The 26744-nt window shown below is 47.1% G+C and carries 22 protein-coding genes and 3 riboswitches; of the genes, 8 read left to right on the top strand and 14 right to left on the bottom strand.

What is annotated here, in order from left to right:
- Positions 1–70: 70 nt before the first annotated feature.
- The 4 genes from cydC to AC3WTF_RS13010 are packed head-to-tail and all read right to left on the bottom strand — an operon-like array spanning position 71 to position 5907.
- A complete protein-coding gene (gene cydC / locus AC3WTF_RS12995; protein WP_047936300.1) occupies positions 71–1801 on the bottom strand; it encodes a thiol reductant ABC exporter subunit CydC in 1731 nt (576 codons plus the stop codon).
- Positions 1798–3501 carry a thiol reductant ABC exporter subunit CydD gene (cydD, locus tag AC3WTF_RS13000; protein ID WP_047936301.1) on the bottom strand — a complete coding sequence of 568 codons (1704 nt, stop codon included), beginning with the start codon at positions 3499–3501 and terminating at the stop codon, positions 1798–1800. The genes cydC and cydD overlap by 4 nt, the downstream gene beginning before the upstream one ends.
- The gene (cydB, locus tag AC3WTF_RS13005) at positions 3501–4517 is read right to left on the bottom strand and encodes a cytochrome d ubiquinol oxidase subunit II (RefSeq protein WP_053104103.1); all 1017 of its coding nucleotides are present in this window, start codon (positions 4515–4517) and stop codon (positions 3501–3503) included. The genes cydD and cydB overlap by 1 nt, the downstream gene beginning before the upstream one ends.
- Complete coding sequence (locus tag AC3WTF_RS13010; protein WP_007407763.1) at positions 4501–5907, bottom strand: cytochrome ubiquinol oxidase subunit I; 1407 nt, start codon at positions 5905–5907, stop codon at positions 4501–4503. The genes cydB and AC3WTF_RS13010 overlap by 17 nt, the downstream gene beginning before the upstream one ends.
- 502 nt (positions 5908–6409) lie before the next feature.
- Between AC3WTF_RS13010 and cimH the strand changes: the two genes are divergently transcribed.
- Positions 6410–7753: a citrate/malate transporter CimH gene (cimH, locus tag AC3WTF_RS13015; RefSeq protein WP_012118784.1), complete on the top strand. Its 1344-nt coding sequence runs from the start codon at positions 6410–6412 to the stop codon at positions 7751–7753.
- A gap of 34 nt (positions 7754–7787) precedes the next feature.
- Here cimH and AC3WTF_RS13020 read toward each other — a convergent pair whose 3' ends face one another.
- From AC3WTF_RS13020 to AC3WTF_RS13035, 4 genes are all read right to left on the bottom strand, one after another.
- Positions 7788–8630: a polysaccharide deacetylase family protein gene (locus AC3WTF_RS13020; RefSeq protein ID WP_047936303.1), complete on the bottom strand. Its 843-nt coding sequence runs from the start codon at positions 8628–8630 to the stop codon at positions 7788–7790.
- A gap of 99 nt (positions 8631–8729) precedes the next feature.
- Positions 8730–9830, bottom strand: coding sequence for an ABC transporter ATP-binding protein (locus AC3WTF_RS13025; protein WP_017418599.1), 1101 nt, complete (start codon positions 9828–9830; stop codon positions 8730–8732).
- Positions 9831–9946: 116 nt separating this feature from the next.
- Entirely contained in the window at positions 9947–10840 is an 894-nt protein-coding gene (locus AC3WTF_RS13030; RefSeq protein WP_136803219.1) for a PucR family transcriptional regulator, read from the bottom strand.
- 166 nt (positions 10841–11006) lie between these two features.
- Positions 11007–11843, bottom strand: a complete 837-nt coding sequence (locus AC3WTF_RS13035) for a YitT family protein (RefSeq protein WP_003150818.1) — start codon at positions 11841–11843, stop codon at positions 11007–11009.
- Positions 11844–11908: 65 nt separating this feature from the next.
- A riboswitch (guanidine-I (ykkC/yxkD leader) is annotated at positions 11909–12009 on the bottom strand.
- A 346-nt stretch (positions 12010–12355) separates the two neighbouring features.
- On the opposite strand from AC3WTF_RS13035, the gene AC3WTF_RS13040 reads away from it, so the two are divergent.
- On the top strand, positions 12356–12895 hold the full coding sequence (locus tag AC3WTF_RS13040) for a DUF4352 domain-containing protein (protein ID WP_120655388.1): 540 nt from the start codon (positions 12356–12358) through the stop codon (positions 12893–12895).
- A gap of 45 nt (positions 12896–12940) precedes the next feature.
- Here the strand turns inward: AC3WTF_RS13040 and galE are convergent, their stop codons facing one another.
- Complete coding sequence (gene galE / locus AC3WTF_RS13045; RefSeq protein ID WP_007407769.1) at positions 12941–13957, bottom strand: UDP-glucose 4-epimerase GalE; 1017 nt, start codon at positions 13955–13957, stop codon at positions 12941–12943.
- Positions 13958–14167: 210 nt separating this feature from the next.
- On the opposite strand from galE, the gene pepT reads away from it, so the two are divergent.
- From pepT to AC3WTF_RS13065, 4 genes are all read left to right on the top strand, one after another.
- Entirely contained in the window at positions 14168–15400 is a 1233-nt protein-coding gene (gene pepT / locus AC3WTF_RS13050) for a peptidase T (protein ID WP_020958041.1), read from the top strand.
- A 576-nt stretch (positions 15401–15976) separates the two neighbouring features.
- Positions 15977–16144, top strand: coding sequence for a hypothetical protein (locus AC3WTF_RS13055; RefSeq protein ID WP_003150808.1), 168 nt, complete (start codon positions 15977–15979; stop codon positions 16142–16144).
- A 102-nt stretch (positions 16145–16246) separates the two neighbouring features.
- Positions 16247–16723, top strand: a complete 477-nt coding sequence (locus tag AC3WTF_RS13060; RefSeq protein ID WP_007407773.1) for an LURP-one-related/scramblase family protein — start codon at positions 16247–16249, stop codon at positions 16721–16723.
- An 84-nt stretch (positions 16724–16807) separates the two neighbouring features.
- Positions 16808–16894, top strand: a riboswitch (SAM riboswitch).
- 79 nt (positions 16895–16973) lie between these two features.
- Positions 16974–18110 carry a 5-methyltetrahydropteroyltriglutamate--homocysteine S-methyltransferase gene (locus tag AC3WTF_RS13065; RefSeq protein ID WP_015418525.1) on the top strand — a complete coding sequence of 379 codons (1137 nt, stop codon included), beginning with the start codon at positions 16974–16976 and terminating at the stop codon, positions 18108–18110.
- A 34-nt stretch (positions 18111–18144) separates the two neighbouring features.
- Here AC3WTF_RS13065 and AC3WTF_RS13070 read toward each other — a convergent pair whose 3' ends face one another.
- Positions 18145–19026 (bottom strand): methyltransferase domain-containing protein, encoded by an 882-nt coding sequence (locus AC3WTF_RS13070; RefSeq protein ID WP_095284520.1) that lies wholly within the window; start codon positions 19024–19026, stop codon positions 18145–18147.
- A gap of 362 nt (positions 19027–19388) precedes the next feature.
- A riboswitch (purine riboswitch) is annotated at positions 19389–19489 on the top strand.
- Between the two features lie 135 nt (positions 19490–19624).
- Here AC3WTF_RS13070 and AC3WTF_RS13075 point away from each other — a divergent pair.
- Entirely contained in the window at positions 19625–20818 is a 1194-nt protein-coding gene (locus tag AC3WTF_RS13075) for a NupC/NupG family nucleoside CNT transporter (RefSeq protein ID WP_007407776.1), read from the top strand.
- Between the two features lie 45 nt (positions 20819–20863).
- On the opposite strand, the gene AC3WTF_RS13080 is transcribed toward AC3WTF_RS13075, so the two are convergent.
- From AC3WTF_RS13080 to AC3WTF_RS13090, 3 genes are all read right to left on the bottom strand, one after another.
- On the bottom strand, positions 20864–21538 hold the full coding sequence (locus AC3WTF_RS13080; protein WP_007407777.1) for a DUF3298 and DUF4163 domain-containing protein: 675 nt from the start codon (positions 21536–21538) through the stop codon (positions 20864–20866).
- Between the two features lie 140 nt (positions 21539–21678).
- Positions 21679–21987 carry a protein YxiS gene (yxiS, locus tag AC3WTF_RS13085; RefSeq protein WP_492314272.1) on the bottom strand — a complete coding sequence of 103 codons (309 nt, stop codon included), beginning with the start codon at positions 21985–21987 and terminating at the stop codon, positions 21679–21681.
- 260 nt (positions 21988–22247) lie between these two features.
- Complete coding sequence (locus AC3WTF_RS13090) at positions 22248–24299, bottom strand: catalase (RefSeq protein WP_053104109.1); 2052 nt, start codon at positions 24297–24299, stop codon at positions 22248–22250.
- Between the two features lie 200 nt (positions 24300–24499).
- Here AC3WTF_RS13090 and citH point away from each other — a divergent pair, with 200 nt between their 5' ends.
- Complete coding sequence (gene citH, locus AC3WTF_RS13095; RefSeq protein WP_007407781.1) at positions 24500–25780, top strand: citrate transporter CitH; 1281 nt, start codon at positions 24500–24502, stop codon at positions 25778–25780.
- Between the two features lie 41 nt (positions 25781–25821).
- Here citH and bglS read toward each other — a convergent pair whose 3' ends face one another.
- On the bottom strand, positions 25822–26553 hold the full coding sequence (bglS, locus tag AC3WTF_RS13100) for a beta-glucanase (RefSeq protein ID WP_007407782.1): 732 nt from the start codon (positions 26551–26553) through the stop codon (positions 25822–25824).
- Between the last annotated feature and the right edge of the window lie 191 nt (positions 26554–26744).

Below are 26744 nucleotides of genomic sequence, written 5' to 3' on the forward strand. Positions count from 1 at the left end.
TCCTATTTATATTCCAAACAAGAAGAGATTTTAAACCGCACAAAAAAAACAGCCGCTCGTTTGCGGCTGTTTATGTTCTGACCGGAACATCAAGACGGTAAAGCTTCCGGTACCGTTCATTTTCTGCAAGCAGCTCTTGATGGGTTCCTTCCATTTCTGCTTTTCCATTTTCTAAAAAGACGATTTTATCAGCTGTTTCCACACCCGCTAAATGGTGTGTAATCCAGAGGATCGTTTTCTCTTTAAAGACATCAAAAATCGTATCAAGCAATTCGCGTTCAGTGACCGCATCAAGGCCGACCGTCGGTTCATCAAGGATAATGACCGGCGTGTCTTGGAGCAGAATACGGGCAAGCGCGATCCGCTGCCGTTCCCCGCCTGAGAAACGAATCCCCGTCTCCTGCACGGACGTTTCATATCCGTCAGGCAATGATTCAATATAATCATGCAGCTTCACTTGCCGAGCCGCACGCTTAACATCTTCATCACTCGCCTTGCCGTTTCCGAGCCGGATATTGTTCATAATGCTCGTGTTAAAGAGATGAGGTTTCTGATTCAAAACGGCCACCGCTGAGGAAATCTGCTCCTGCACGGCCGCAGTTTCTATCCCGTTCAGCATCACTTTGCCCGAATCGGGAACTAAGGCGCCTTCAATTAAAGCGAGAGAGGTCGACTTACCGGAGCCGCTCCTGCCGAGCAGCGCCATTTTTTCACCTTGGCGGAGAGTGAAGGAAAAACGGTCAAGCACATGACTGTGCTGATCATAAGAAAACGTCACGTTATCAAATGTAAGTGTCACATCCGATACATCCAGTTTCTCATCCGTCTGCTTCACCTCACGACTTCGCAGCTCCGGAGCCGCCTGACTCATTCTTTTGATGGAATCCTGATAAGAAGGCACTTCCGTCAGCGCATCCGAAAGGGGCAGAAACGCCTCCGTCAATGGAAATACGACAAGCACAAAGGCCGCGATCATCGTGTTGGCGATGCTGCCGTCCGCATACTGACCCGCCGTCCAGAACAGCATGATCAATATGAAGCCGCCGACAAGACATTGCGCGGCGAGATCACGCCATCTCGTAAACCGCTGACGTTTGCTTTCAAGATCAAACCATGCCTTCTCTTTCTCTTCATAAGAGGAAATAAAGGCCGCCTGGCGTCCCGAGAACATCCAATCGCTCACGCCGAGCACGGCATCTGTCAGCCGGCTGTAGAGCGTATTCCGGCCGCTTTTCAGCCTCATGTTTTTCGCTCTCGTCACAAGAAGCGACACAACCGGAAACAATACAACCAATATAAACAGATAAATCGCCGCAAAAGCGGCAAACGGCCAGGAAAAAAAGCCGAGTCCGATAACGGATGCCGCATACAGCAGCAAAGCGGAAACCGCAGGGAAAATCGTTTTTAAAAACGCATCCTGCAAATGCTCAATATCCTCAGCCAAAATGCCGAGCATGTCGCCCGTCCGAAAACGGGATGAAAGCATGAGCGAGGCCGGCTCCAGCATATTGTAAAGCCGCACCCTCATGTCGGACACGATTTTCAAAATGATATGGTGCCCCGTCAGACGCTCGGCGTACCGTGAGACTGAACGGGCAATCCCGAAGGTCCGCACGGCTACAATCGGAACGTACACCAGCAGGATATTCTCAGGCCTAGCCGCCGACTTAGAGATCAAAAAACCGGAAGTGAACATGAGAAAGGCCGCCGAAAAAATCGTCACCGCGCCTAAAAAAATCACAAGAACAAACAAACGGGCATTTTGCTTCATATACGGCAGAATCCATTCTTCTTTTCTCATGTTCTTTCCCCCAGTTGCGCCTTTACAAGTTTGGCGTATACGCCTTGTTTCGCCATCAATTCGTCGTGGGTGCCGATTTCCGCCACCGCGCCGTCATCAAGCACGATAATTTCGTCCATCTCAAGCATCCAGTGAAGACGGTGAGTGGCCAGAAAAACAAGTTTGTTTTCAAACAGGTCTTTCATCGTTTCTTTTATTTCATATTCTGTTTCAATATCAAGGTGAGCGGTCGGCTCATCCAAAAGGAGAATCGGCCGGTTTCCTAAGAAGGCTCTGGCCAGCGCGACACGCTGAGCCTGCCCTCCGCTGAGCGCCCGTCCGCCCTCGCCGATCCGGCCGTCAAGACCGCCGGGCAGATCACGGATCAGTTCGGAAAGACCCGCCGATCTAGCGGCCTGCGCCGTTTCCTCACGCGAAGCATCAGGATGATAAAACCGGATATTATTCAAAAGCGTGTCATCAAAAATATACGGGTGCTGCGGAATATAGAGCAGCTGCTTCTGCCAGCCGTCCGACTGCAGATGCGAGCGGGATTCACCGTTTACCTTGATCTCACCGGACGCAGGCTCTAAAAAGCCGCCCAGCACATCAATGAGTGTCGATTTTCCCGCACCGCTTTCCCCGATAATTCCGATTTTCTTCTTCCCTTTAAAGGACAGATGAAATTCAGACATCGATTCCCGGACGGACAAACGCGTAAGCTGTAATTCATCCCGGTCAGTCCACGTATCAAGTTCGAGCGGCTTTTCTTCTTTAAAACCGGGCTGCGCCAAAATCGCTTGAATGGTTTTCCCCGCCTCCTGCCCGTTTAACGTCGCGTGGTAATCATTTCCCACTTCGCGGACCGGGAGAAAATATTCAGGCGCGAGAATGAGCGCGGTCAATGCCGGCCCGAGCAGAATTTGTCCGTCTATCAGCCGCAAGCCGAGAAACACCGCCACTGTCGCCACCGACAGCATCGTAAAGAAATCCAGGGCGAATGAAGATAAAAACGCGACCCGGAGCGTGCTCATCGTCGCCTTGCGGTATCTCTCACTGACATGAAAGATGTTTTCACTGTGTGATTTGCTTAATCCTAAAAACCGCAATGTCTCCAGTCCGCGGAGCGAATCCACGAAATGATTGGAAAGCGTCTGATAGGACTTCCATTGGCGATCGGCTTTTTTCTGTGCGACAAGTCCGAGCAGGATCATAAATACAATCAAAATCGGAAGCGCAAGAATCAGAATCAATGCCGATGTTTTATCCTGAAAAAACACGTAAATAACAACGGCCGCCGGCACAATCGCCATGCTGACCATTTTCGGCAGAAACAGCTCTAAATAACGGCGGAACTGGCTGATGCCTTCCATCGCCAGCGTCACCATCCGGCCTGTCCCCTCTTTTTTCACAAAGCGGGGGCCGAGACGGAACAATTGCTCAAGAAATCTTTTTCTTAAGTCCGCGCCGGTTTGCGCGGCATATTGGTACACGATTTTCTGCCGGACCGCTGTCACCGCATGCCGGATCAAAAACGCAAGCAGGAAAAAGCCGATAACCGGATAAAGAGAAGCAATCCGCTTCCCGTTAAATAATCCGGTTACCGCCTGGCTCAGCCATTCCGCCTGCAAGATGATGGCGGCCGTTTGTATAATCGTTAATCCCGTAATGATCGCAAGAATCCGCTTCATTCCTTTATAAAGAAACAGGTCTTTTCCCATTAATAAGTCATAGGCTCCTTATGGCTGACGCGTTTCCGGAAGACGTAATAGCTCCAGATCTGACTGCCGATGACAAACGGCAGCAAAGTCAGTGCGGCAATTGTCATGACCTTAAGTGAATAATCACCGGAAGACGCGTTAGCTACTGTTAAGTCATACGCGCTTTTCAGCGAGCTGACCATGACGCGCGGGAACAGAGAGATAAAAATCATCGCAACTGTCAAAGCAAGACCCGCGCCGGTCATACCGAATGCCCAGCCGTCTTTTTTCTTGCTCATGAACACAACGGCAAGAACGTTGCAGATGACAATCAGCACGAATACCGGAATCGTGATGTTTGCCCGGCGTGTAAACATATCCGTATCGTATGCAGACATCGCAAAGAAAGCAAGTACAACAAGAAAGATAACACCGATTACGCGTTTTGCCATTTTTCTCGCACGCTCTTGTAAATCACCGATCGTGCGCAGGGTGATAAACATTAAACCGTGCAGGAATGAAAGAAGGGTGACGGCCGCTCCGCCAAGAACGGAATACACGTTCACAATATCTGAAAAACCTGCGTGAATGTTCATATGTCCGTCAATCGGCACACCGCGGAACAAGCTTGTGAAAATAAGTCCGAATACAAATGGCGGGATAAGGCTGCCGAAGAAAATCACCCAGTCCCATGTTTTGACCCATTTTAAATGATTCACTTTTCCGCGGAATTCAAACGCCACGCCGCGCCCCATCAAGGCAAGAAGGATGATGATAAACGGAATATAATATCCGCTCAGCATCGTCGCATACCAGTTCGGGAATGCCGCGAAGATCGCTCCCGTACCTGTCAGCAGCCATACCTCATTCGCATCCCAGAACGGGCCGATGGTGTTAATCAGCACTCTGCGTTCTAATTCATTATGGCCAAGAAATCGGGTCGAAATGCCGACACCGAAGTCAAAACCTTCTAAAAAGAAAAATCCGACAAACAAAACTGAAACGAGTACAAACCAAAGATCATGAAGTGACCCCATGGTAAACCTCCTGACTGAACGGATCCGTTGATACAGGAACATCCTTATGATCATCATGGTCCGCACCTTTTTTAATTTCACGAACGAATAGGAAGACAAGCAGCGCGCCTAAAATCAAATACATGACGCCGAAGCCGATAATTGAAAACAGCAGAGATCCCGTCGTTACGTTAGGCGAAACGGATTGTGCGGTCGTCATTTGCCCCATGACCGTCCACGGCTGGCGGCCGATTTCAGTCATAATCCAACCGGCAGAGTTCGCAATGAACGGGAATGCGATCAGCGCGATCATGCCCCGTAAATACCACTTGCTCGTATGAAGCTTTTTGCGGCGGTTCAGAATAAAGCCGGCAATCGCGGCAAAAATCATAAGCGCGCCCGCTCCCGCCATAATGCGGAAACTCCAGAACGTCGTTTTGACAGGCGGGATATAGTCGCCTTTTCCGTACGTTTTTTCATATTCTTTTTGAAGTGTTTTCATCCCTTTCACACTGCCGCTGAACTTCTGGTAAGCCAAGTAGCTGAGTGCGTAAGGAATTGAAATTTCTGATGTGTTTTTTTCTTTATTCGTATCAATGTTCGCAAAAGCCGTCCACGCGGCAGGATCACCGCTGTCATCCCAAAGCGCTTCACTGGCAGCCATTTTCATCGGCTGCGATTCCATTAAATGCTCAGCCTGCATATGTCCGCTGAACGCAACGCCGATACCGGCGATCAGACCGACAATCATCGAAAGCTTGAAAGATTTATGGAAGAAAGGCACTTCTTTTTTCTTCAATAATTTAAATGCGCTGACACCGGCGATAAAGAAAGCACCCGTCGCAAGCGCCCCGAAAATGACGTGAGGGAATTCAACCCAAAGCTGAGGGTTTGTCAAAAGCGCCCCGAAATCATTCATTTCCGCTCGGCCGTTTTTAATCGTAAAGCCGACCGGCTCCTGCATGAATGAGTTTGCCGTCAAAATCCAGAAAGATGACATAATCGTTCCGAAAGATACAAGCCAAATGCAAAGCAAATGCACTTTTTTAGATAAACGGTCCCAGCCGAAAATCCATAATCCGATAAAAATAGACTCCATAAAAAACGCCAAAAGCGCTTCAATCGCAAGCGGAGCCCCAAATACGTCTCCGACAAAACGGGAATAATCAGACCAGTTCAATCCGAACTGGAATTCCTGAAGAATCCCTGTGACGACGCCGACAGCGAAGTTAATTAAAAAGAGATGCCCCCAAAATTTAGCCATTTTGAGATAGGTCTCTTGTTTTTTGACAACATAAAGCGTCTCCATCAAAGCAACCATAAACACAAGCCCGATAGACAAAGGCACAAACAAGAAGTGAAACAATGTTGTAGATGCAAATTGAATGCGGGCTAATACCAACTCACTCATGATGTTTTTCCTCCAATCTGGTAAATTGCTCAACATTTCACAAACATAGCGAAATCATTGCTCGGTATTTCACAAAAAATGATATATTTGCTCAATGTTTCACAAATTCGTCAAAACTATTGAAATATCAGCCTGTACACCCTGGGGGACAGCGGCTGTCATAGAAATGATTCAATATCATTACTTTACAACGATTCAGCCTAAAAAAAAAGATCAATATACCTAAAATAAGGCTGAAATTGTGACCGATTATTGTCGGATTTGTAGAGATTTTATGTCAGCACCTAGGATATTTGTCCCTTTGATATCGTACCTCTTTTTTATTCGTGTGGCGAACAAAATGCTTTTCTCGGTGAAAAAGCCCGCCAAATCGCCATTTTGAGAAAGAAAATGTGAAGAAAGCATGCCCCCTAGTAAATTCATAATATATGAACAATTTAAATTTTTTAGTATACTTTAAATGGGGATATTTTTTCACTACATAACGACTGGGGGAACAAGCATGGGAGAACTTCAACCAAAATTGCAAACGGATTCAATCCAAAAACAGGAACGGACTGATAACTGGTTTGCCAGAGCAATGAATATAAGAATCGGCATTATTCCTCTTCCTATCTATATCCTGCTTTTCTTGCTTATTACGGTGTTTGTCATGAGCCGTGATGTAAAAAGCGACATTCTGACATCAATTGCCGTCATGAGTTTTTTCGGATTTACCTTCGGCCAGATCGGAAAATCCATTCCGATCGTGCGGTCCATCGGCGGCCCTGCGATTCTCGCAACCTTTATTCCATCCGCTGTCGTCTACTACCACCTGCTTCCGAAAGACATTATTACTTCAACAACAGAATTCACGGAAAGCTCCAACTTTCTCTATCTATTTATTGCCGGTATCGTCGTCGGCAGTATTCTCGGGATGAAAAGAGAGACGCTCGTCAAAGCTTTCGTCAAGATTTTTATTCCGCTGATCGCCGGCTCGATCGCGGCCGCCATAGTCGGCTTATGCGTCGGGACGCTGCTCGGGCTCGGCTTTCAGCACACACTGCTTTATATTGTCGTTCCGATTATGGCGGGGGGTGTCGGTGAAGGCGCGATTCCTTTATCCATCGGCTACTCCGATATTATGCCGATGTCCCAGGGAGACGCCTTTGCGCTTGTGCTGCCGTCCATCATGCTCGGCAGCCTGTGCGCCATTATGTTATCGGGTTTGCTGAATGTCATCGGGAAACGCAAACCGGAATGGACGGGCAACGGGAAGGTTGATAAGTCTGATCATTCCGCTCCCGCATTGGAACAGCCGGCCAATGATAAAACGTTTGATTTGTCCTTTTTCGCTTCAGGCGGTATTTTAGCGGTTTCCCTCTATTTAGTCGGCATGCTGGCGCATGATTTCTTTCAGCTTCCGGCTCCTGTCGTGATGCTCGTCCTTGCCGTTCTCATTAAGCTGTTCAGGCTGGCGCCGGCTTCGATTGAAAACGGAGCCTTCGGCGTCTCGCGCTTTTTCTCGACAGCCGTGACCTATCCGCTCTTATTTGCGATCGGCGTTTCAATGACACCGTGGGACAAGCTGATTGCGGCGTTTACGATCAGCAACATCATTACCATTTTATCAATCGTCGTCACGATGATGGCCGTCGGTTTTCTGACCGGAAAATGGCTGAATCTGTACCCAATTGAGACGGCGATTATTAATGCCTGCCATTCCGGCCAGGGCGGCACCGGCGACGTCGCGATCTTGAGCGCCGCTGAACGGCTTGAGCTTATGCCGTTCGCCCAAGTGTCGACCAGAATCGGCGGAGCGATTACCGTGAGTGTCACCCTTCTGCTGCTTCATCAATTCTATTAAACTGAAAAAAGCCTCCGCATATGCGGAGGCTCTGTTATTTCATCACATTTTGAATATAAGAGCCGAATGCCGCGCCGGACATGCCCGGCGACACACGGACGCGGTGAAGCCCGTAAAGCCCCTGATCTCTTGACGCCGCTCCCGGCTCCGTCGTGACCGCCATACGGTAGCCTGACGCGGCGGCGGCTTTTAATGTTTCCTTATTATATCGTCCGACAGGGTAGCTGATCATAGACGTCCGCTGCCCGAACATTTGATCAAATAAACGCTTAGAGTCCTTCATTTCACGTCGCTGCTGCTGCGGTGTGAGCCCGTTCAATTCGAGATGGTTCATCGTATGGCTCTGAATGGAAATGCCGTGGGCGGCCATCTCCTTCATCTGCTTCTCAGTCAGATGATTCTTATGCCCGATATAGTTTCCGATCATAAAGATTGTCGCTTTCATCTTGTATTTCTTTAAAATGGGATAGGCCGCTTTCACATTGTCGGTATAGCCGTCATCAAATGTGATCAGCACACATTTTTCACGCGGCTCCTTATCCTCCGTCAGCATCAGATAGGCCTCTTCAGGAGTCATCGTATAATAGCCGTGATCATGAAGCCACTTCATATGCTGCCGGAACTCTTCCTTCGGCACACGCAGGCTGTTTCCCTCAGAAATGCTGTGGTACATCAGAATCGGCAGTCTTGCCGTTCCTTTCGTTTGAACCCAGGCGGACGTATCCGGCGCTTTTTTGATTTGGCGCTTTACAGACTTTTTATCGTGGTGCGCTTCTGCCTTCGGAATGCTTTGTTCGGCGCTTGCCTCATGGCCCGAGCAGGCGGCAAGCGTAAACACGGCAGCCAAAAGGCACATGCACATGATCATGCGTTTCATCGTTTTCCTGCTTTCTGTCTTCTATTTACTTTTTATATCGGTTATGCGTCATAAATTGTTACATCAAAAAAGCCGGACATCCAGCTGTCCGGCTTTGCGTTATGAGCGGATTCTGATTTCTGTTTCACTGTCAAAAAAGTGAGCTTTATTCATGTCGAAAGCGACGGTCAATTCTTCACCGGCATGAATGTCATGGCGGGCGTCAATCCGGGCGATAAAATCCTGATCCCCGATCCGGGAATAAACCATAATTTCTGACCCGAGCAATTCCGCGACATTGATTTTAGCTGTGATGGATGAATTCTTATAGGATTCTACCACAATCAGCTCGTCATGTATGTCTTCCGGGCGGATGCCAAAGATAACATCTTTGCCGGCATACCCTTTTTCCCGGAGCATTTTCATTTTCCCTTCCGGCACGCTGAGAGCGGCTGAACCGATCTGAATGGCGCCGTCCGTCAGCTTTCCTTTGAAAAAGTTCATCGCTGGGGAGCCGATGAACCCGCCGACAAATACGTTTTCGGGATGTTCATACACGTCTTTCGGTGTGCCGATCTGCTGAATTTTTCCGTCCTTCATGACTACGATGCGTGTCGCCATCGTCAGTGCTTCTGTTTGGTCGTGCGTCACATAGATTGTGGTTGTTTGCAGCCTTTGATGCAGCTTAATAATTTCTGCCCGCATCTGCACCCGAAGCTTTGCGTCCAGATTTGACAGCGGCTCATCCATTAAAAACACTTTGGCGTCCCTGACAATCGCCCGGCCTAATGCAACCCGCTGCCGCTGCCCGCCGGAGAGCGCCTTCGGTTTGCGGTGCAGATACTCTGTGAGCCCCAGCATTTTCGCCGCTTCTTCGACCCGTTTTTTTATCTCAGGTTTCGGCATCTTCCTCAGCTTCAGACCGAAAGCGATATTATCATAGACCGTCATGTGCGGATATAACGCATAGTTTTGAAACACCATGGCGATATCCCTGTCTTTAGGAGCGATGTCATTCACTCTCGTGTCACCGATATAGAAATCGCCCTTCGTAATGTCTTCCAGCCCGGCAACCATCCGTAATGTTGTCGACTTGCCGCACCCCGACGGACCGACAAACACAATAAACTCTTTATCTTTAATATGAAGGTTAAAATCATCGACAGCCGCTTCTTTTTGATCGTAATACTTATAAATATGCTCCAGCCGAAGTTCCGCCATGTCATCTCCTCCTTTTTGTAAACGCTTTCTTAAATAGGATTGTAACAGCGTCACACGGCGGCGGATATAGGCAATGTTCATAAAAAAAGTCCGCTGCCTTCGTGCACATTTCCCATTTAATGTGATTTTTCATACTGCAGACAAATGAAATAAGCCAACAGGGCGCCCCGATATGTCTTAATATCAATACCCGAGCGTTCCGCAAATTTATCAATCCGATATTGAAGACTGTTGCGGTGCAAATGCAGTCTTTTCGATGTGAGCGACATGTTCGAGTTATGTTCAATAAAAGTCTGAATCGTATGCTTCAGCTCCGGTTCTTTCTGAAACAGCAGCACCGCTTCTTCGTGAAGCAAGGCTGAGAGCTTTTCTCTGCTTTCTTCCGTGAGCATGGCCGGAAATACCGTTTCCGCGGTCAGCGTGCTCAGCTGCGGGAGATGACGCCGGCCAATCTGACAATATTGCTGTTCTCTCCGATAATGAAGGCGCAGACGTTCTCCCGCGCCATAATACCTTCCGATGAAAAAACGGACACTGAAATAAAAATCGCCTTCGAGAATCTTCACAAAAGATGCGATGTCATCCGAATCTGGCGCTTCCAGCTTTTCTTCCTCCACAATCACGCCCTGATCCCTTCCCGTCCGGACAACTGTATATGAAACCGGCCAGAAATGGCGCAGCGCTTCCGTAAATGCCCCCCAGTCCCGTTCTCCCAATAAGTCATAATGGATAAAACGGACACGAGGCTCCTTGACATCAGGCACCGGACCTTCTTCCAGCAGAAACCGCCGCCACCTCTTTGCTGCCGCCGTCTCCGGAAAAAAATCGTCTTTTTCTTCAGCGGGCGTCAAAAATGATTCCAGAAGCAGTTTCTCCTTCGGGGTGATATCCTCCTTCGGAATGGCGACATAGACCCGCCTTTTCTCATCATACAAGCAAAAGACATCCTCCGCCGTACAGCACGTATCAGACAACACAGCCCTCGGGTAAATTGCCAATAACGGATTCATATGCGCTCCTCTCTATCGCTCTATCATATTTTCAGTATAAAACGTCCGGCCGATTGTATCCACTTCGTTTTAAGAGACAGCTTTCAGGCTATTTCCCGGGAAACGGATCATAACAGCTTCTGCCGGCATAAGAAAAAAACCCTCCGCGCCGGCAGAGGGTTCCTTTTTATTTAGAGATATCGACGAAGCCTTCACCAAAGACGTCACGCACATCATGAACAATGACAAACGCTTTTGTATCACAGCTTTTAATAATTTTTTTGAGCATGGAAAGCTCTTGTTTCTGGATGACGATATATAAAATTTCCTTCGACTGCCCCGTGTAATTTCCTTTACCCGACAGCAGCGTAACCCCTCTGTCCATAAGCGTGTTGACCTGTTCGGCGATTTCGTGCTTATGCTCAGATATAATCGTCACCGCTTTTTTCGTATTCAGGCCTTCAATGATAAAGTCCATCACCTTCGTTCCGATGTACAGCATGACAATGGTAAACATCATTTTTTCTGCACCGATGATGAAATAAGAACTGAAGACGACAATCAGATCAAAGAACAAAAGCGCATAGCTGATATTCCAATCGAGATATTTGTTCGCAATCCTCGCCAAAATGGCAGAACCCGCAGTCGTGCCTCCGACTCGAATAATGATCCCGATTCCGACACCGGCAAACACACCCGCAAAAATAGTATTAATAATGAGTTCATGTGAAGGCGAGTGCCAATCATGCGTCAGATGCAGAAACAGTGAATTGGCGACAACGGTAATGATCGTATAAAGCGTTGTTTTTCCGTCTAAAAATTTATATCCGATAATCAATAAGATTCCGTTCAAAATGATATTCGTCACCCCGGGCGACCATTCAAACACATAGTACAAGATCAGGGTGATTCCCGTTACCCCGCCCTCTCCAAGATCATTCGGAATGGCGAATAAATTAACGGCCAAAGCAAAGATAAAAGCCCCAATAATCAGCATCAGCACATCCAGCAATCTCTTTTTCATCCCAGACACTCCCTTTATATAAAATCAAAAAAGCCCGGGAGAGCACTCTTCATTAAAAGAGCAGAAACTCCCGGGCTTTTATCCCAACGTGTCACAGCAGGACCTGCTGTGTGTTTTCTCTCGGTCCAGACCAATTCAGCATTGCGGAACCCTAGAAAACCACTGTTTTTTATGTTCAGTTTTTGTATATCTTTCAAGATTATACGGGAAATCACGAACATGTTCAACCACTCTTTTTTCCATAAACGTATAAAAAATATGAACGATCTGCCGATACTAAAAAAGGCCCTTAAAATACATGACTAAAAAATCATTAAAATACTTTTTTTCTCAAAATATTATTGACTATAGGTTATTTTACAGGCATTATAGTATGTAGTTTTCAAGAAATAGTTTACATAGGAGGAAATATTATGGCAGGCAACCTGGTGTCTTGTAAGGCATGCGGCAAAGAAATCGCTAAAGGCGTTAAAAAATGCCCAAACTGCGGTAAAGATCAGAGAAACTTTTTTATGAGACATAAAATTATCACATTGCTTCTGGCAGTAGTGGTTATTATCATTCTCGTAAACATCGGCGGCGGAGGCGGATCTTCATCATCTAAAACCGCGTCTTCAAAAGCTGCGGAATCCAAGGAAAAACTGTATAACATCGGTGACACTGTTAAGACTGAAAAAACAGAAGTTACTGTTACCAAAGTGGAAAAAAGAGATTCAGTAGGCTCTCAATTTGTCGAGAAAAAAGCATCTGACGGCGGCGTTATCGTAGCTGTTCAATACACAGTTAAAAATGTTTCAAACAAGCCGTTAAGCTCTTTCTCCATTCCAAGAGCGAAATTAGTAGATTCTAAAGGAACATCCTATGATTCAGATATTGATGCTTCTTCAAGCTATGCAACAGAAACAAAAGTAGACAACAGTAAAATTTTAAGTGACTTGAACCCGAACATTAAAGTTACTGACGTAAAAGCCTTTGAAGTTGATAAAAACGCATACTCTAAAGGTACTTGGAAAATTAAATTCAGCAACGATGTTGAAGTGAAAATTAAATAATGACCGTATAAAAGAGACCTTCACCATTTGAAGGTCTCTTTCTTTTTACACCTTTTGGTACCCGTTCACATTGGAGGACTGCCACTTCCAAGAGTCGGCGCACATTTCTTCAAGCCCGCGCTTTGCTTCCCAGCCTAATTCAGCCTTCGCTTTTGCCGGGTCTGCGAAGCATGCGGCGATGTCTCCCGGGCGCCGGGCGGCAAAACGGTACGGCACTTCTTTTCCTGATACTTTTTCAAACGCCTTGACCATCTCAAGAACGCTGTAGCCTCTTCCCGTGCCGAGATTATAGGCGTCGGCGCCCGTTGTGTCCAGCACCTTTTCAAGCGCTCTGACGTGGCCCTCGGCAAGGTCAACGACATGGATGTAATCCCGCACGCCGGTGCCGTCCTTTGTCGGATAATCATTGCCGAACACCTGCAATTGCTCAAGCTTGCCGACAGCGACTTGTGCGACGTACGGCATTAAATTATTCGGGATGCCGTTCGGGTCTTCTCCGATCCGCCCGCTCGGGTGCGCGCCGAACGGATTAAAGTAGCGGAGCAGCGCAATGCTCCATTCAGAGTCCGCTTTATGCAGATCGCGTAAAATCTGTTCCAGCATCAGCTTTGTCTGCCCGTAAGGATTGGTGGCGCTTAAAGGAAAATCCTCAGTGATCGGCGTTGTTTCCGGAACGCCGTAAACCGTCGCTGAAGAACTGAAGACGATTTTTTTCACGCCGTGTGCCTGCATGGCTTCACATAAAATAAACGTCCCCGTCAGATTATTATGATAATAACGGAGCGGAACAGCCACAGACTCACCGACGGCTTTTAATCCCGCAAAATGAATGACGGCTTCAATCTCATTTTCAGCAAACACCCGGTGAACGGCATCACGGTCAAGGAGATCCGCTTTATAAAACACAAGCTCTTTTCCGGTAATGTCTTTCACACGCTCCAATGCTTCCGGTGAACTATTTGACAGATTATCCAGAACCACGATGTCATAGCCGCCGTTTAACAGCTCGACACATGTGTGGCTTCCGATATAACCCGCTCCGCCTGTCACTAAAATCGCCATGAAGAAAGCCTCCCCTATTGAATGAATTGACCATATTATATCGGTTTTTTCTTCCTCAATCATCCATTTCCAAAAAGTTTAATCGTTTAGTCATCGTTTCTTCATAATTTGTTTTCATTCGCGTAAAACACAGAGCCTTCGATTCAAACCGGTTGCGAAATAGAAATCCCTCCCCCGCGCATGGTAAGATAAGACAAAGGAGATGACGGTATGAAAAAAGAAATCATTGAACGCTTTACCTCTTACGTAAAAGTCGATACACAGTCTGACGAAAACAATGAAAACTGCCCTTCAACCCCCGGCCAGCTGACATTGGCCAACATGCTGGCAGATGAATTAAAGTCGATCGGCATGACAGAAATCACAGTCGATGACAATGGGTACGTCATGGCGACTCTGCCGGCAAATACGGATAAAGACGTGCCGACTGTCGGTTTTCTGGCTCACGTGGACACCGCGACTGATTTTACCGGAAAAAATGTGAATCCTCAGATTATTGAGAGCTACGACGGACATGATATCGTTTTAAATGACAAACTCAATGTCGTCCTGTCGCCTGAGCAATTCCCGGAGCTCTCCCGCTATAAAGGCCAGACGCTGATCACAACAGACGGCACGACGCTGCTCGGAGCCGACAACAAAGCGGGCATTGCCGAAATCATGACGGCAATGGCGTACTTGATCAAACATCCGGACATCAAACACGGAACGATCCGGGTCGCGTTCACGCCCGATGAAGAAATTGGCAGAGGCCCTCACAAATTCGATGTCGGCCGCTTCAACGCGGCATTCGCCTACACGATAGACGGAGGCCCCCTCGGCGAACTGCAATATGAAAGCTTTAACGCAGCCGCCGCAAAGCTTACTTGTTACGGAAAAAGCGTCCACCCGGGAACGGCGAAAGACAAAATGGTCAACGCTTCAAAAATCGCGATGGAATTTCATCACGCGCTGCCGAAAGAAGAAGCGCCGGAATATACGGAAGGGTATGAAGGCTTCTATCATTTACTTTCCATGAACGGAGACGTTTCTGAAGCCGCCCTGTCGTACATCATCAGAGACTTTGACAGAGACCGCTTTGCAGAACGAAAAGAATATATGCAGAAAACCGCCGATGCGCTGGCGGCCAAATACGGCAACGAAAGCATCAAGCTTGAACTGCGTGATCAATATTACAACATGAGAGAAAAAATCGAACCGGTCAAAGAGATAGTCGATGTCGCCTATCAAGCCATGAAAAACCTCGATATCGAACCGATTATCGAACCGATCCGGGGCGGAACCGACGGATCACAGCTCTCTTACATGGGGCTGCCGACACCGAACATTTTCACGGGCGGCCAAAACTTCCACGGAAAATATGAATACATTTCTGTCGATCATATGGAAAAGGCGGTAAACGTCATTGTTGAAATCGCCAGGCTCTTTGAAGAGCGCGCTTAAAACCAAAGCCCCCTGCTTTGGTTTTTTTCTTTCACATGAAACCTTTCCTTCTTTCTTTCCGTATATAAGGTATGAAATGGAAAGAAGGAGTGAAGACTATGGCAAGAGGGACTGTAGCGAAAGAATTGAAAAAAACCTTAAAAGACCCGCGTGTTCTGGAGACGAAATCAAACCCTTTTAAAAAGCTGCGGAAAATGTTCAAACGATTTTTTTAAGATAACATCTCGTTTTCTTTAAAAAAATAAAGAAAGCGCTGTCATCCTGCAGTCATCTGTTAGAAGCAGTTATTTTGCATATTATAAGATTTTTTAGGGTACTGAATAACACAGGGCAAACGAAAACAACGAAGTAGTTAATTTGATGCTTACAAAAAATAGTGAAAAAGTTATATAAACGATTATCATTCATCAGCCGATACAATCTATAGAACCACAACAAGAGCAAAACTTCTTCAACCCATAGTCATTTTTACGGAAAATGACGTTATTTTTTAAAAAAATGACAATTGTTTGAATACTTTTCGTTTGTTTTTTCGTACAATAATAATACCAAAACTTTTTTTGGGAGGTATGTAAAATGATGCTACTTATTTTTGCTGCTTTGACAGGGTATCTTGTTTTCTCTTTCAGTAAGGACAACCGCCGGAAAACGCCAAAGACAAGCCCGCTGGTGACAGCTGCCGACACGAATAACATCATTGATTTAAATGCGATCCGTCAAAAACGCCGGATGCCGCTATCATAAAGACGACAGCTGCCGCAAAATCGGCAGCCTTTTTTTATGCACCCGGCCGATATGAAACCAACCGCCTCCTTTTTTCGTACAACATAAAAAAGGAGTTTTTTTATGTACCATTTTTACATCAAAGAGCGAATGTTTACGTTTAAGAATCGTTTTCAAGTGTTTCTTGAAAGCGGAAAAGAAGTCTACAATGTTGAAGGAAAGCTGTTTTCATTCGGTGATGAACTGAAGCTGACCGATTTGGACGGCCGCACGCTCGCCAGCGTCAATCAGAAACTGATGTCGTTCGTTCCCCGTTACGAGATTTCCGTCAGCGGCAAACCCGTCTGCCAAGTCATCAAGAAAGTCACGCTTTTCAAACCGAAATTTGAAATTTCCGGACTCGGCTGGGATCTTACCGGCGATGTATGGGGCCGGAATTTTCAAGTGACAGACGGAAAATCAAACCGGATGACTGTCACCAAATCATGGATGAGCTGGGGCGATTCCTATCATTTGCAGATTGAAAAGGAAGAGGATATCGTTCTTTGTCTCGCGATCGCCATTGTGATAGATATGATTCTATTTGAGGGTGACAAATAAAAATATTTATCGAAATATATTGACAATATGAGAAAACATACTAAGATTAATAGTATTACAGTTTATTCTGAAAAATAGCATATTTCCTTATCAAGAGAGGTGGAGGGACTGGCCCTATGATACCCGGCAACCGCTGTTCAGCAGAATGGTGCTAAATCCTGAAGATAAGGTTGAGATTTGCGGACGCAAGCTCTTCCCTATCCGAGGGAAGAGTTTTTTTTATATTTCATCAGGAAAGAAGGAATCGTTCATGTCACAGCAAAACACAGAACAACCATTGCATACGCTTCTAAGAAAAAACCCGCCGTTTCGCGCGGATCAGGTCGGAAGCCTGCTGCGGCCGGCGGCTGTGAAGCAAGCCCGCCTGCAAAGAGCGGCGGGTGAGATTTCGGCAGAACAGCTGCGCGAAATCGAAAACAAAGAAATCATCCGCAGTGTGAAAAAGCAGAAAGAAACCGGCCTCAATGTCGTGACTGACGGCGAATTCCGCCGTGCCTGGTGGCATTTTGATTTTCTCGAAAATTTAGACGGCGTCGAAGCGTTTACGCCTGAAAGCGGCATTCAGTTTCACAACGTACAGACGAAAGCGCGCGGCATTAAAGTAACGGGAGACATTGATTTTTCTCAGCATCCGATGCTCGAAGATTATAAATTCCTGCACAGCATTGCCGGCGATGCTGTTCCGAAAATGACCATCCCAAGTCCGAATATGCTGTTTTTCCGCGGAAAATTGGAAAAAGCGTCCTACCAGAATGATTACAAACAATTTCAGCACGATGTGTCAAAAGCGTATAAAAAAGCGATTCAAGCTTTCTATGACGCCGGGTGCCGCTACCTTCAGCTCGATGACACCGCATGGGCCGTTTTCTTATCAGAAGCGGGGCTTCGTCAGATTGAAGCTTTCGGCACGACGCCGGATGAGCTGCGCAAGCTGTTTGCCGCTTCCATTAATGACGCCATCAAGGATCGCCCTGACGATTTGAAGGTTACGATGCATATCTGCCGCGGCAACTTCCAATCCACATGGACGGCTGAAGGCGGCTATGATGCAGCGGCTGAAACGATTTTTGACGGGCTTGACCTTGACGGATTGTTCCTGGAATATGATGATTCCCGCTCGGGCGGCTTTGAACCGCTCCGTTATGTCAAACGCTCTGATCTTCAGCTTGTGCTTGGCTTGATTACGTCGAAACACGGCGAACTCGAAGACAAGGACGCGATTAAACGCCGGATTGAAGAAGCTTCACAATATGTCAGCCTGGATCAGCTTTGCCTCAGCCCGCAATGCGGATTCGCCTCCACTGAGGAAGGAAACCTGATCACAGAAGAACAGCAATGGGCGAAACTGCGCCATGTCGTCAACATTGCCGGTGAAGTCTGGAAATAAAAAAAAGACACGCGATTAGCGTGTCTTTTCCGTTTTACAGCGGATCGGTTCCGATTAAAATATCGATATCTATCGTGACAGCAGCCTCTTTCCGGCTGATAAACCGCCGGATGCTGTCATCAGTACATTTCCATGTTAAGGGCGTCATTTTCACAAGCCGCTCGAGGTCAGGCTGCGCTAAAGTCTTTGTGTAACACAGCCGTTTGCGCTCAAAGGTTTGAAAGCCCGCTTGGAATCGTCCGGCCGCAGAATCGGCGGTGTCATTCCGCCGAGGGCTGTCTCCGAAGAAGAATTCCCTTACTTCCTTCAAATAATCACGCCGCGGCACCGCTTTAATGACTGTGCCGCCCTTTCGTAAAAGCCTGCTGCATTCCTTGTAATTCCAAGGTGATAAAACAGACATCACGACATCAAAACAGCTGTCGGCAAACGGCGCATCCGCCACATCAGCGACGGCAAAAACCAAATGATTCCCGAAGGCCTTTGCGGCATGCAGCACACCTTCTTTCGAGAGATCAATGCCGATTCCCGTCACGGAAAAAGCAGGCTGAAGCCATTTGCATACGGCGGCTAAATGAGACCCTTCTCCGCACCCCGCATCCAATATCGCCGCTGATGTTTGCGGAGATTGAATATGGGTGATGATGGCGGCAATCTCCTTTTGAACCGGCGCAAAAAATTCCCGGCTGTCAAAAAGCTCGCGTCTCGCTTCGAACAGCTGCCTGTCATAGCGGGTTTTGACCGATTTATTGAGGAAATTCACATATCCTTGTTTTGATATATCAAATGTATGCCCCTGTCCGCAAATCAAGCTTCGGTATTGTGAGACCGCCATGGCCGACCGGCATAGCGGACACCTGAACACGGACTGGCATGATTGCAGTAATTCCGCGCGTTTTCTTTTTATAGACGTCAAAAAAACACCTCATTCATTCGTTATTCCGATGAAATGAAAAAGGCATAGACAAATAAACCTCGCCAAATTGGAAGGTTTAACCTATTCATCTATACCTCTCATTATCTGTAACGAATGAACTGGATGATCACGAAAATGACCCCTTTTCTGCCGTCTTTTGAAGGCTGTGCCCTCAGATCCATTTTATCAGCTGCATCCCGTCTTTACAATGAATCGGTACGGTTTTGGGGGGGTTTTTATACCTTTATTATCCAATTACTTATACACATCCTTTATTTTCTTTATTTATAATATAAATTTATTATTTTGAAAATATCTAAAAAGGTTGATTTTCAAAAATTGAAACGATAAAATACTGCTATCTCATGTAATATCGTTATTCTTGTATATGATCAGTAATATGGTCTGATTGTTTCTACCTAGTGCCGTAAAAGACTAGACTACAAGAAAGTTTGCATAAATTTGAACGAGTGAAAAGCATATGACGCTGTCTATTCTTTTCTTTTGGCTCTTATTTATCACACTTTCTGGCTTTCAGGAATTTGTGACGAATAAGAGTTTTTTTTATTTCCATAATACCCTTATAGGAGTTGCTCACATGTACTTTTTATTGAACATTGTCGGTCTCATTGTTGTCATGGCTGTTGTTTTCTTATGCTCTCCCAACAAGAAGAAGATTAAATGGCGTCCGATTGTCATGCTCCTCGTCTTTGAGTTTCTGATTACTTGGTTTATGTTAGGGACAAAAGTCGGCGGCTTTGTCATCGGGAAGATCGGCGCGTTCTTTACATGGCTGATTTCCTGCGCCAGTCAAGGGATCGCATTCGCCTTTCCGTCTGTCATGGCCAATCCGACGGTTGATTTTTTCTTCAGCGCATTGCTGCCGATTATCTTCGTCGTGACCTTCTTTGATATGCTGTCGTATTTCGGTATTCTGCCGTGGCTCATTGATAAAATCGGCTGGCTGATTTCCAAAATATCCCGTCTGCCGAAGCTGGAGAGCTTTTTCTCCATCCAGATGATGTTTTTAGGAAATACGGAAGCTTTAGCCGTCATCCGCCAGCAGCTTGCCGCCGTCAGCAACAATCGGCTTTTGACATTCGGGCTGATGAGCATGAGCAGCATCAGCGGCTCGATCATCGGATCATACTTGACGATGGTTCCGTCCACTTATGTGTTTACAGCCATCCCGCTGAATTGCTTAAACGCGCTTTTAATCGCCAATATGCTGAATCCCGTGGACGTTTCTAAAGAGGATGATATTATTTACGTTCCTTCAAAAGCGGAGAAAAAAGACTTCTTCTCCACGATTTCTAACAGTATGCTTGTCGGCATGAACATGGTCATTGTCATTTTAGCGATGGTAATCGGCTATGTGGCGTTAACGGCCGCGTTAAACGGCGTACTCGGGCTGTTCATGCACGGGTTGACCATTCAAAAGATTTTCTCATACATCTTCAGTCCGTTTGCCTTCCTTCTCGGATTAGGCGTACATGACGCGATGTATGTCGCACAGCTGATGGGCATCAAGCTCGCGACGAATGAATTTGTGGCAATGGCCGATCTGAAAGGGCAGCTGAATTCACTTCCGCCGCACACGATTGCCGTGGCTACGACATTCCTGACATCATTCGCAAACTTCAGCACCATCGGTATGATCTACGGATCTTATCAATCTCTGCTTGATGGTGAAAAATCAGCCATCATCGGAAAAAACGTCTGGAAGCTGCTTGTCAGCGGAATTGCCGTTTCCTTATTGAGCGCGGCGATTGTCGGATTGTTTGTCTGGTAATAGAAAAAGCGATACCGCTCCGTTTTGGAGTGATATCGCTTTTTTTTATTGATAGACGGATGCAGGTACGAAAACGTCCCGGATTCCTGCCGCGTACGGCCCGAGATCATATTGTCCGAACACAACGGCAATGCCGTTTTTCGTAAAGAAAAAAGGTCTTTCATTATTCAGGATGATCTCTTGTTTTTTGACGTCCTGATCGAACAGATCGTCATGTTTCTTGATGTAGCCGTAAAGATAGTCTCTCGTTTTGTTAGCTTTCGTTTTTGTATTCAGCACATTATCGAGTGTGACCCGTTTTTTCGCGGCCAGGTCGTAATTAAAGGTCTGAACGGATGTCAGCCCGTGTGCGCCGCCTGTGTAACTGTAGTCTTCCGTCTGAATGCTGAGCTTGCCGTCTTGATTATACTTCACCTTAAAATCTGTTTGGTATTCCGCTTTGTAGCCTTGTTTTTCACCGTCTTTTTTGTTTTTCACATATTCTTTGTACGATTGTTCAATATAGCGCTTGAAGTCCTGATTGACTTTCTTTTCAAAAGATGCGTTTCCCGTATTTGTGACCTCGGGGTATGTCAGCTGTTTTACATGCTTATACGTATGGCTTTTGACAACGGGCTTTGCAGTTTGCGCGGCCTCGGCTGAAGGCGCGAAACCTCCGAACGGCGCGGCTGTCAGCACGGTTAAGAGCACAGCCGCCATCATTTTGAATGCCTTTTTCATCACAACTCCTCCTTTTCATTACCGTTCCCTTTTTGAAAACGGGTTACACTCTATAGACAGCGCGGATCAGCAAATTGTTTCTGGGCCTTCTTTCACATTTTCTCCATGAAAAAAAGAGACATGGAAAATCCACGCCTCTTTTACCGTGAAGGTCTTTGCGCAATGGCTTCATAAACGGCTTCCGCCAAATCGGAGTTGCCGAACATCTCCAAAACGCCGATAACGGTTTGATCAGGAATCGGTTCTGAATCCTCCTTCGGCACGACAAGCTCTTCAGCCGTTTTTCGCAGCTCTTCGTTTAAAGGCTGTCCGGGATAAGCCTTGCTGTAAATGGCCATCGGATCAAGGTCATGATTGACGCACCACTGGGCAAACACCAAAATCATCATGTTTTCGTCACGCCGGTAATATTCTTCAAGTTGTTTTTCGGTAAACGGCTTCACTATCATTCGCTCCTCCAGAAAATCTACCCCTAAGATACACAAACACAGAGCGGAAGTAAACCAAAGATCATTTCACCATCAGTCAGAACCCTTTAAATAATGCAATGCCCTGACTCTCTAAAACTGTTGTCTGAATGTCCCGGACAGCGGAAGATACGGATTTGCACGGAAGCCATTTTCGTTTTCTCCCAATATTAATGCTTCGTTCAGATATTTCACTTTCACAATGAAAAAGCGCCCCTCTCATAAAAGGCGCTTTTTCATTCTTATATGTTTCTGTCCCAATGCCGATGCTCAGCCACGGCGTTCAGAAATTGTTCATGGTTTCCGTCCGGAACAAGGCCGGGGCCGCTTTCGGTTCCGGCGGCGAGGGCGAGAAGTTCTTTTCCTTCACCGGAGGCGCCGATCGCTTTGTAATGGCTGAAAGCTTCGCTGACGAAGTCTCTGGCCGATTTTTGGGCTTTGAGGCTGTCTGTGCTTTGTTTTCCGCCCGGAATGAAAACAGCGTCGTACAGGACGGAATCCGCTGTCAGGAAAGTGGCTGACGCTTCGAGCTCCGTGCCGTTTTCCCCCTTGACGGTTCCCAGCGCGGGGCTGATGATATCGGCTCTGACTCCCGCCTGTTTGCATGCGTCAAGCACTTGTTTGACTTTCTCATCAGAAAACCCGTGGTCGGTTAAAACCGCGACCTGCCTTGTCGCTGCCGTCTTCACCGTGTTTTCCTGGCTTAAGGCCGGGGAAGTGAACGTTTCATCAGATTCACGGTCCTTCGGCGGCGGGTTCACGCCGATTCCTTTCGCAACACGCTCGGCAAGCCCGGCGTCGACGTGACTGAAGACATCAACCACCTGCTGCTGCACGTCCTTGCTGTTCACTTTTCCGACTTCAAAACAGAAAGCGGAGATGATATGTTCTTTCTCGGCGGGAGACATGCTGTTCCAGAACATCTTGGCCTGAGAAAAATAGTCATTGAAGCTCTCGCTGCGCTGGCGGATTTTTCTGCCTTCTACTTTTTCCTGGTAATGAACGTATCCGCCTTCTTCTTCTGAAGCCGGCGACGGATCATTGTTCTGCAGGGAATTTTTATGATAGGCGACGGGACCCTTATTAATCGTCATCCGGTGGTAGCCGTCGTATTGGTTGTTATGGAACGGGCAGACCGGCCGGTTGATCGGAATCTCGTGAAAATTCGGCCCGCCAAGACGGATGAGCTGTGTATCCGTATAAGAGAAAAGCCGGCCTTGAAGAAGCGGATCATTGGTGAAATCAATGCCCGGCACGACATTTCCCGGGTGAAAGGCGACCTGTTCCGTTTCCGCAAAGACATTGTCCTGATTGCGGTCAAGGGTCATTTTTCCGATCAGCTTGACGGGAACCAACTCCTCCGGCCACAGCTTCGTCGGATCAAGGATATCGAAATCAAACTTAAATTCATCTTCTTCGTCAATCATCTGAACACCGAGCTCATACTCGACTTTGCCGCCGTTTTCAATCGTTTCCCACAGGTCGCGGCGGTTGAAATCGGCATCTTTCCCGGCAATTTTCTGCGCTTCATCCCATACGAGGGAATGAACGCCGAGCACGGGTTTCCAGTGGAATTTTACAAAGCGCGCTTTTCCTTTCTCGTTGATGAAACGGAACGTATGCACGCCGAAGCCCTCCATCATCCGATAGCTTCGCGGGATGCCGCGGTCAGACATCGTCCACATGACCATGTGAGCCGACTCAGGGTTATTAGCGACAAAATCCCAGAACGTATCATGAGCCGTCGCAGCCTGCGGCATTTCATTGTGCGGTTCCGGTTTTATGGCGTGAACGAGATCCGGGAATTTGATCGCGTCCTGAATGAAGAACACCGGAATATTGTTTCCGACGAGGTCATAGTTCCCTTCTTCAGTATAAAACTTCGTCGCAAATCCCCTGGCGTCACGGACGGTGTCGGCTGACCCCTTGGAACCCGCCACTGTTGAGAAACGGACGAAAACAGGCGTTTTGACGGACGGGTCTTGCAAAAATTTCGCCCGTGTATATTCCGTCATCGGTTCGTACACCTGAAAATGCCCATGAACGCCGTACCCGCGCGCATGAACGACCCGTTCCGGAATCCGCTCGTGGTCAAAGTGCGTCATTTTTTCACGAAAATGAAAATCCTCCATCAGCGTGGGGCCGCGGACGCCCGCTTTTAAAGAATGTTCATCCTCAGACACGCGAAGCCCCTGATTGGTCGTCATTTTTTTGCCGCTGTTATCAGACCGGTACTGCTCCAGCTGTTCGTCCTTTGAGTGTTCATTTACTCGTTTGTTTTGATCATCACTCATGTCAGTTCCCCCTTTTAAAACGAAACATTCTACAGCACATTTACCCGCGGCGTTCTTCATATAAACTGCTGATCCGCTCATTAGGATTTTAGGTCTGTATTTACATATGCGGTCATACACATTTTGAAATAAGCCATTTTCACAGAAATAAATTGTGAAAGCGCTTACCAATACAGCTGTTGAACAGGGGAGGTCATATCGTGCTTGCCATACTCGGTTTTGTGATGATGATTGTCTTTATGTATCTTATTATGTCTAATCGGCTTTCCGCTCTTATTGCTTTGATTGTCGTTCCTGTTGTGTTTGCCCTGATCAGCGGATTTGGCAAAGATCTCGGCGAGATGATGATTCAAGGCGTTACAGACCTCGCTCCTACCGGGATTATGCTGTTATTCGCCATCCTGTATTTCGGCATTATGATTGACTCAGGTCTGTTTGATCCCCTCATTGCCAAAATTCTATCGCTTGTCAAAGGGGATCCGTTAAAAATCGCCATCGGCACGGCGGTTCTGACGATGACCATTTCGCTGGACGGAGATGGGACAACAACGTATATGATTACGATTGCGGCAATGCTGCCCCTTTACAAACGGCTCGGCATGAACCGTTTGGTGTTGGCGGGGATCGCGATGCTCGGTTCGGGCGTCATGAATATTATTCCGTGGGGCGGGCCGACGGCGAGGGTTTTGGCTTCCTTGAAATTGGACACGTCGGAAGTCTTTACGCCGCTGATTCCCGCTATGATTGCCGGCGTTCTCTGGGTGATCGCCGTTGCTTATCTCCTCGGAAAAAAAGAACGGAAGCGGCTCGGTGTCATTTCAATTGAACACGCGCCGTCTTCTGATCCGGAGGCGGCGCCGCTGAAGCGTCCCGCTCTCCAATGGTTCAACCTGATGCTCACTGTCGCCCTGATGGCCGCGCTGATCACCAGCCTGCTTCCCATCCCTGTTCTTTTTATGATCGCGTTCGCCATCGCCTTGATGATCAACTATCCAAATGTCAAAGAGCAGCAGAAACGGATTTCAGCGCATGCGGGTAATGCGTTAAACGTTGTCTCAATGGTGTTTGCGGCAGGCATATTCACAGGCATTCTCTCCGGCACAAAAATGGTGGATGCGATGGCGCATTCTCTCGTTTCCCTCATCCCTGATGCCATGGGCCCGCATCTGCCGTTGATCACTGCGATTGCCAGCATGCCTTTCACTTTTTTCATGTCAAATGACGCCTTTTACTTCGGTGTGCTTCCCATCATCGCCGAAGCCGCTTCCGCTTACGGAATAGACGCCGCTGAAATCGGAAGAGCCTCCTTGCTGGGCCAGCCGGTGCATCTGCTCAGCCCGCTTGTGCCATCCACCTATCTATTGGTCGGAATGGCGGGCGTCAGCTTTGGCGATCATCAAAAATTCACCATCAAATGGGCCGTGGGAACAACGATTGTGATGACGATTGCGGCGCTTTTGATTGGGATTATTTCGTTTTAATTAAAAAAGGATTTCCGCCAGCGGAAATCCTTTTCTGTACATTATTTTTTTGTATAGCGCACCCAGTCATAATGAGCGTATAGCGGATTTACACCATTGTAGGAACCGAGCCAGTCATCGACACCTATCCCATTCCACAAGTTCATCATGATCTTTCCCGGGTTTGTCGGGATTTGGCTTGTCGCAGTATGTTTTAATTGCCCATCGACATACCATTTAATAGAGTTTGGCTGCCAATCGAACGCATACGTATGATAGGCATTGGCCGCGTCAAATCCGAGATCCGCAACCTTCTCATGGTTTCCCGCGCCATTTGTATAATAGTTAAATTGAACCTTTGTCGTGTCTTTTCCTAAAAATTCGATATCAATCTCATCCCAAGGAGTGCCATCCGTTGGACCTGTATAAGTGAAGAACGATGAAACGATCCCTGTGTTTTTAGCCGGTTTCATTCTGACTTCATAAAGTCCATAGCCATAGGTTTGAACGGAGCGGTTCTCCCCGCAGTCAAACTTGTTATAAGACGGGCTTGTCAGCGCCAAACGCATTTCACCTGATGACGTCATTGATACATTATTTGCACGCCACGTGCAGTTGAACATATCTCCATTGGAATAACCATTTGCTTTTTGCCATAATCCGGAGTTATAGCTGTTAAAAGGTTCAAAAAACGATCCGCCTGTTTGAGCTGATGCAGTAGAAGTGATCGCACACAAACTCAAAAACAATCCAGTGACAAGAAGCAGCAGCACTCGTTTCATACGATAAAACATGTCGGCATTCCCCTTTCTTTGAAAGCGATTTCTTTATTGATCATACATGATTCTGTTAAAAGGGGACATCGGTCAGAATAATGATAATAATGAATCTTAAAAAAACCTAAATTACCATCAGCACAAACAGAAATGATCAGCGCTCATTGTAATTTAGGTTTTGCCTGCTTATCAGTATCAATCCTAGCAAG

The sequence above is a fragment of the Bacillus sp. EB106-06-01-XG163 genome (assembly GCF_058791615.1).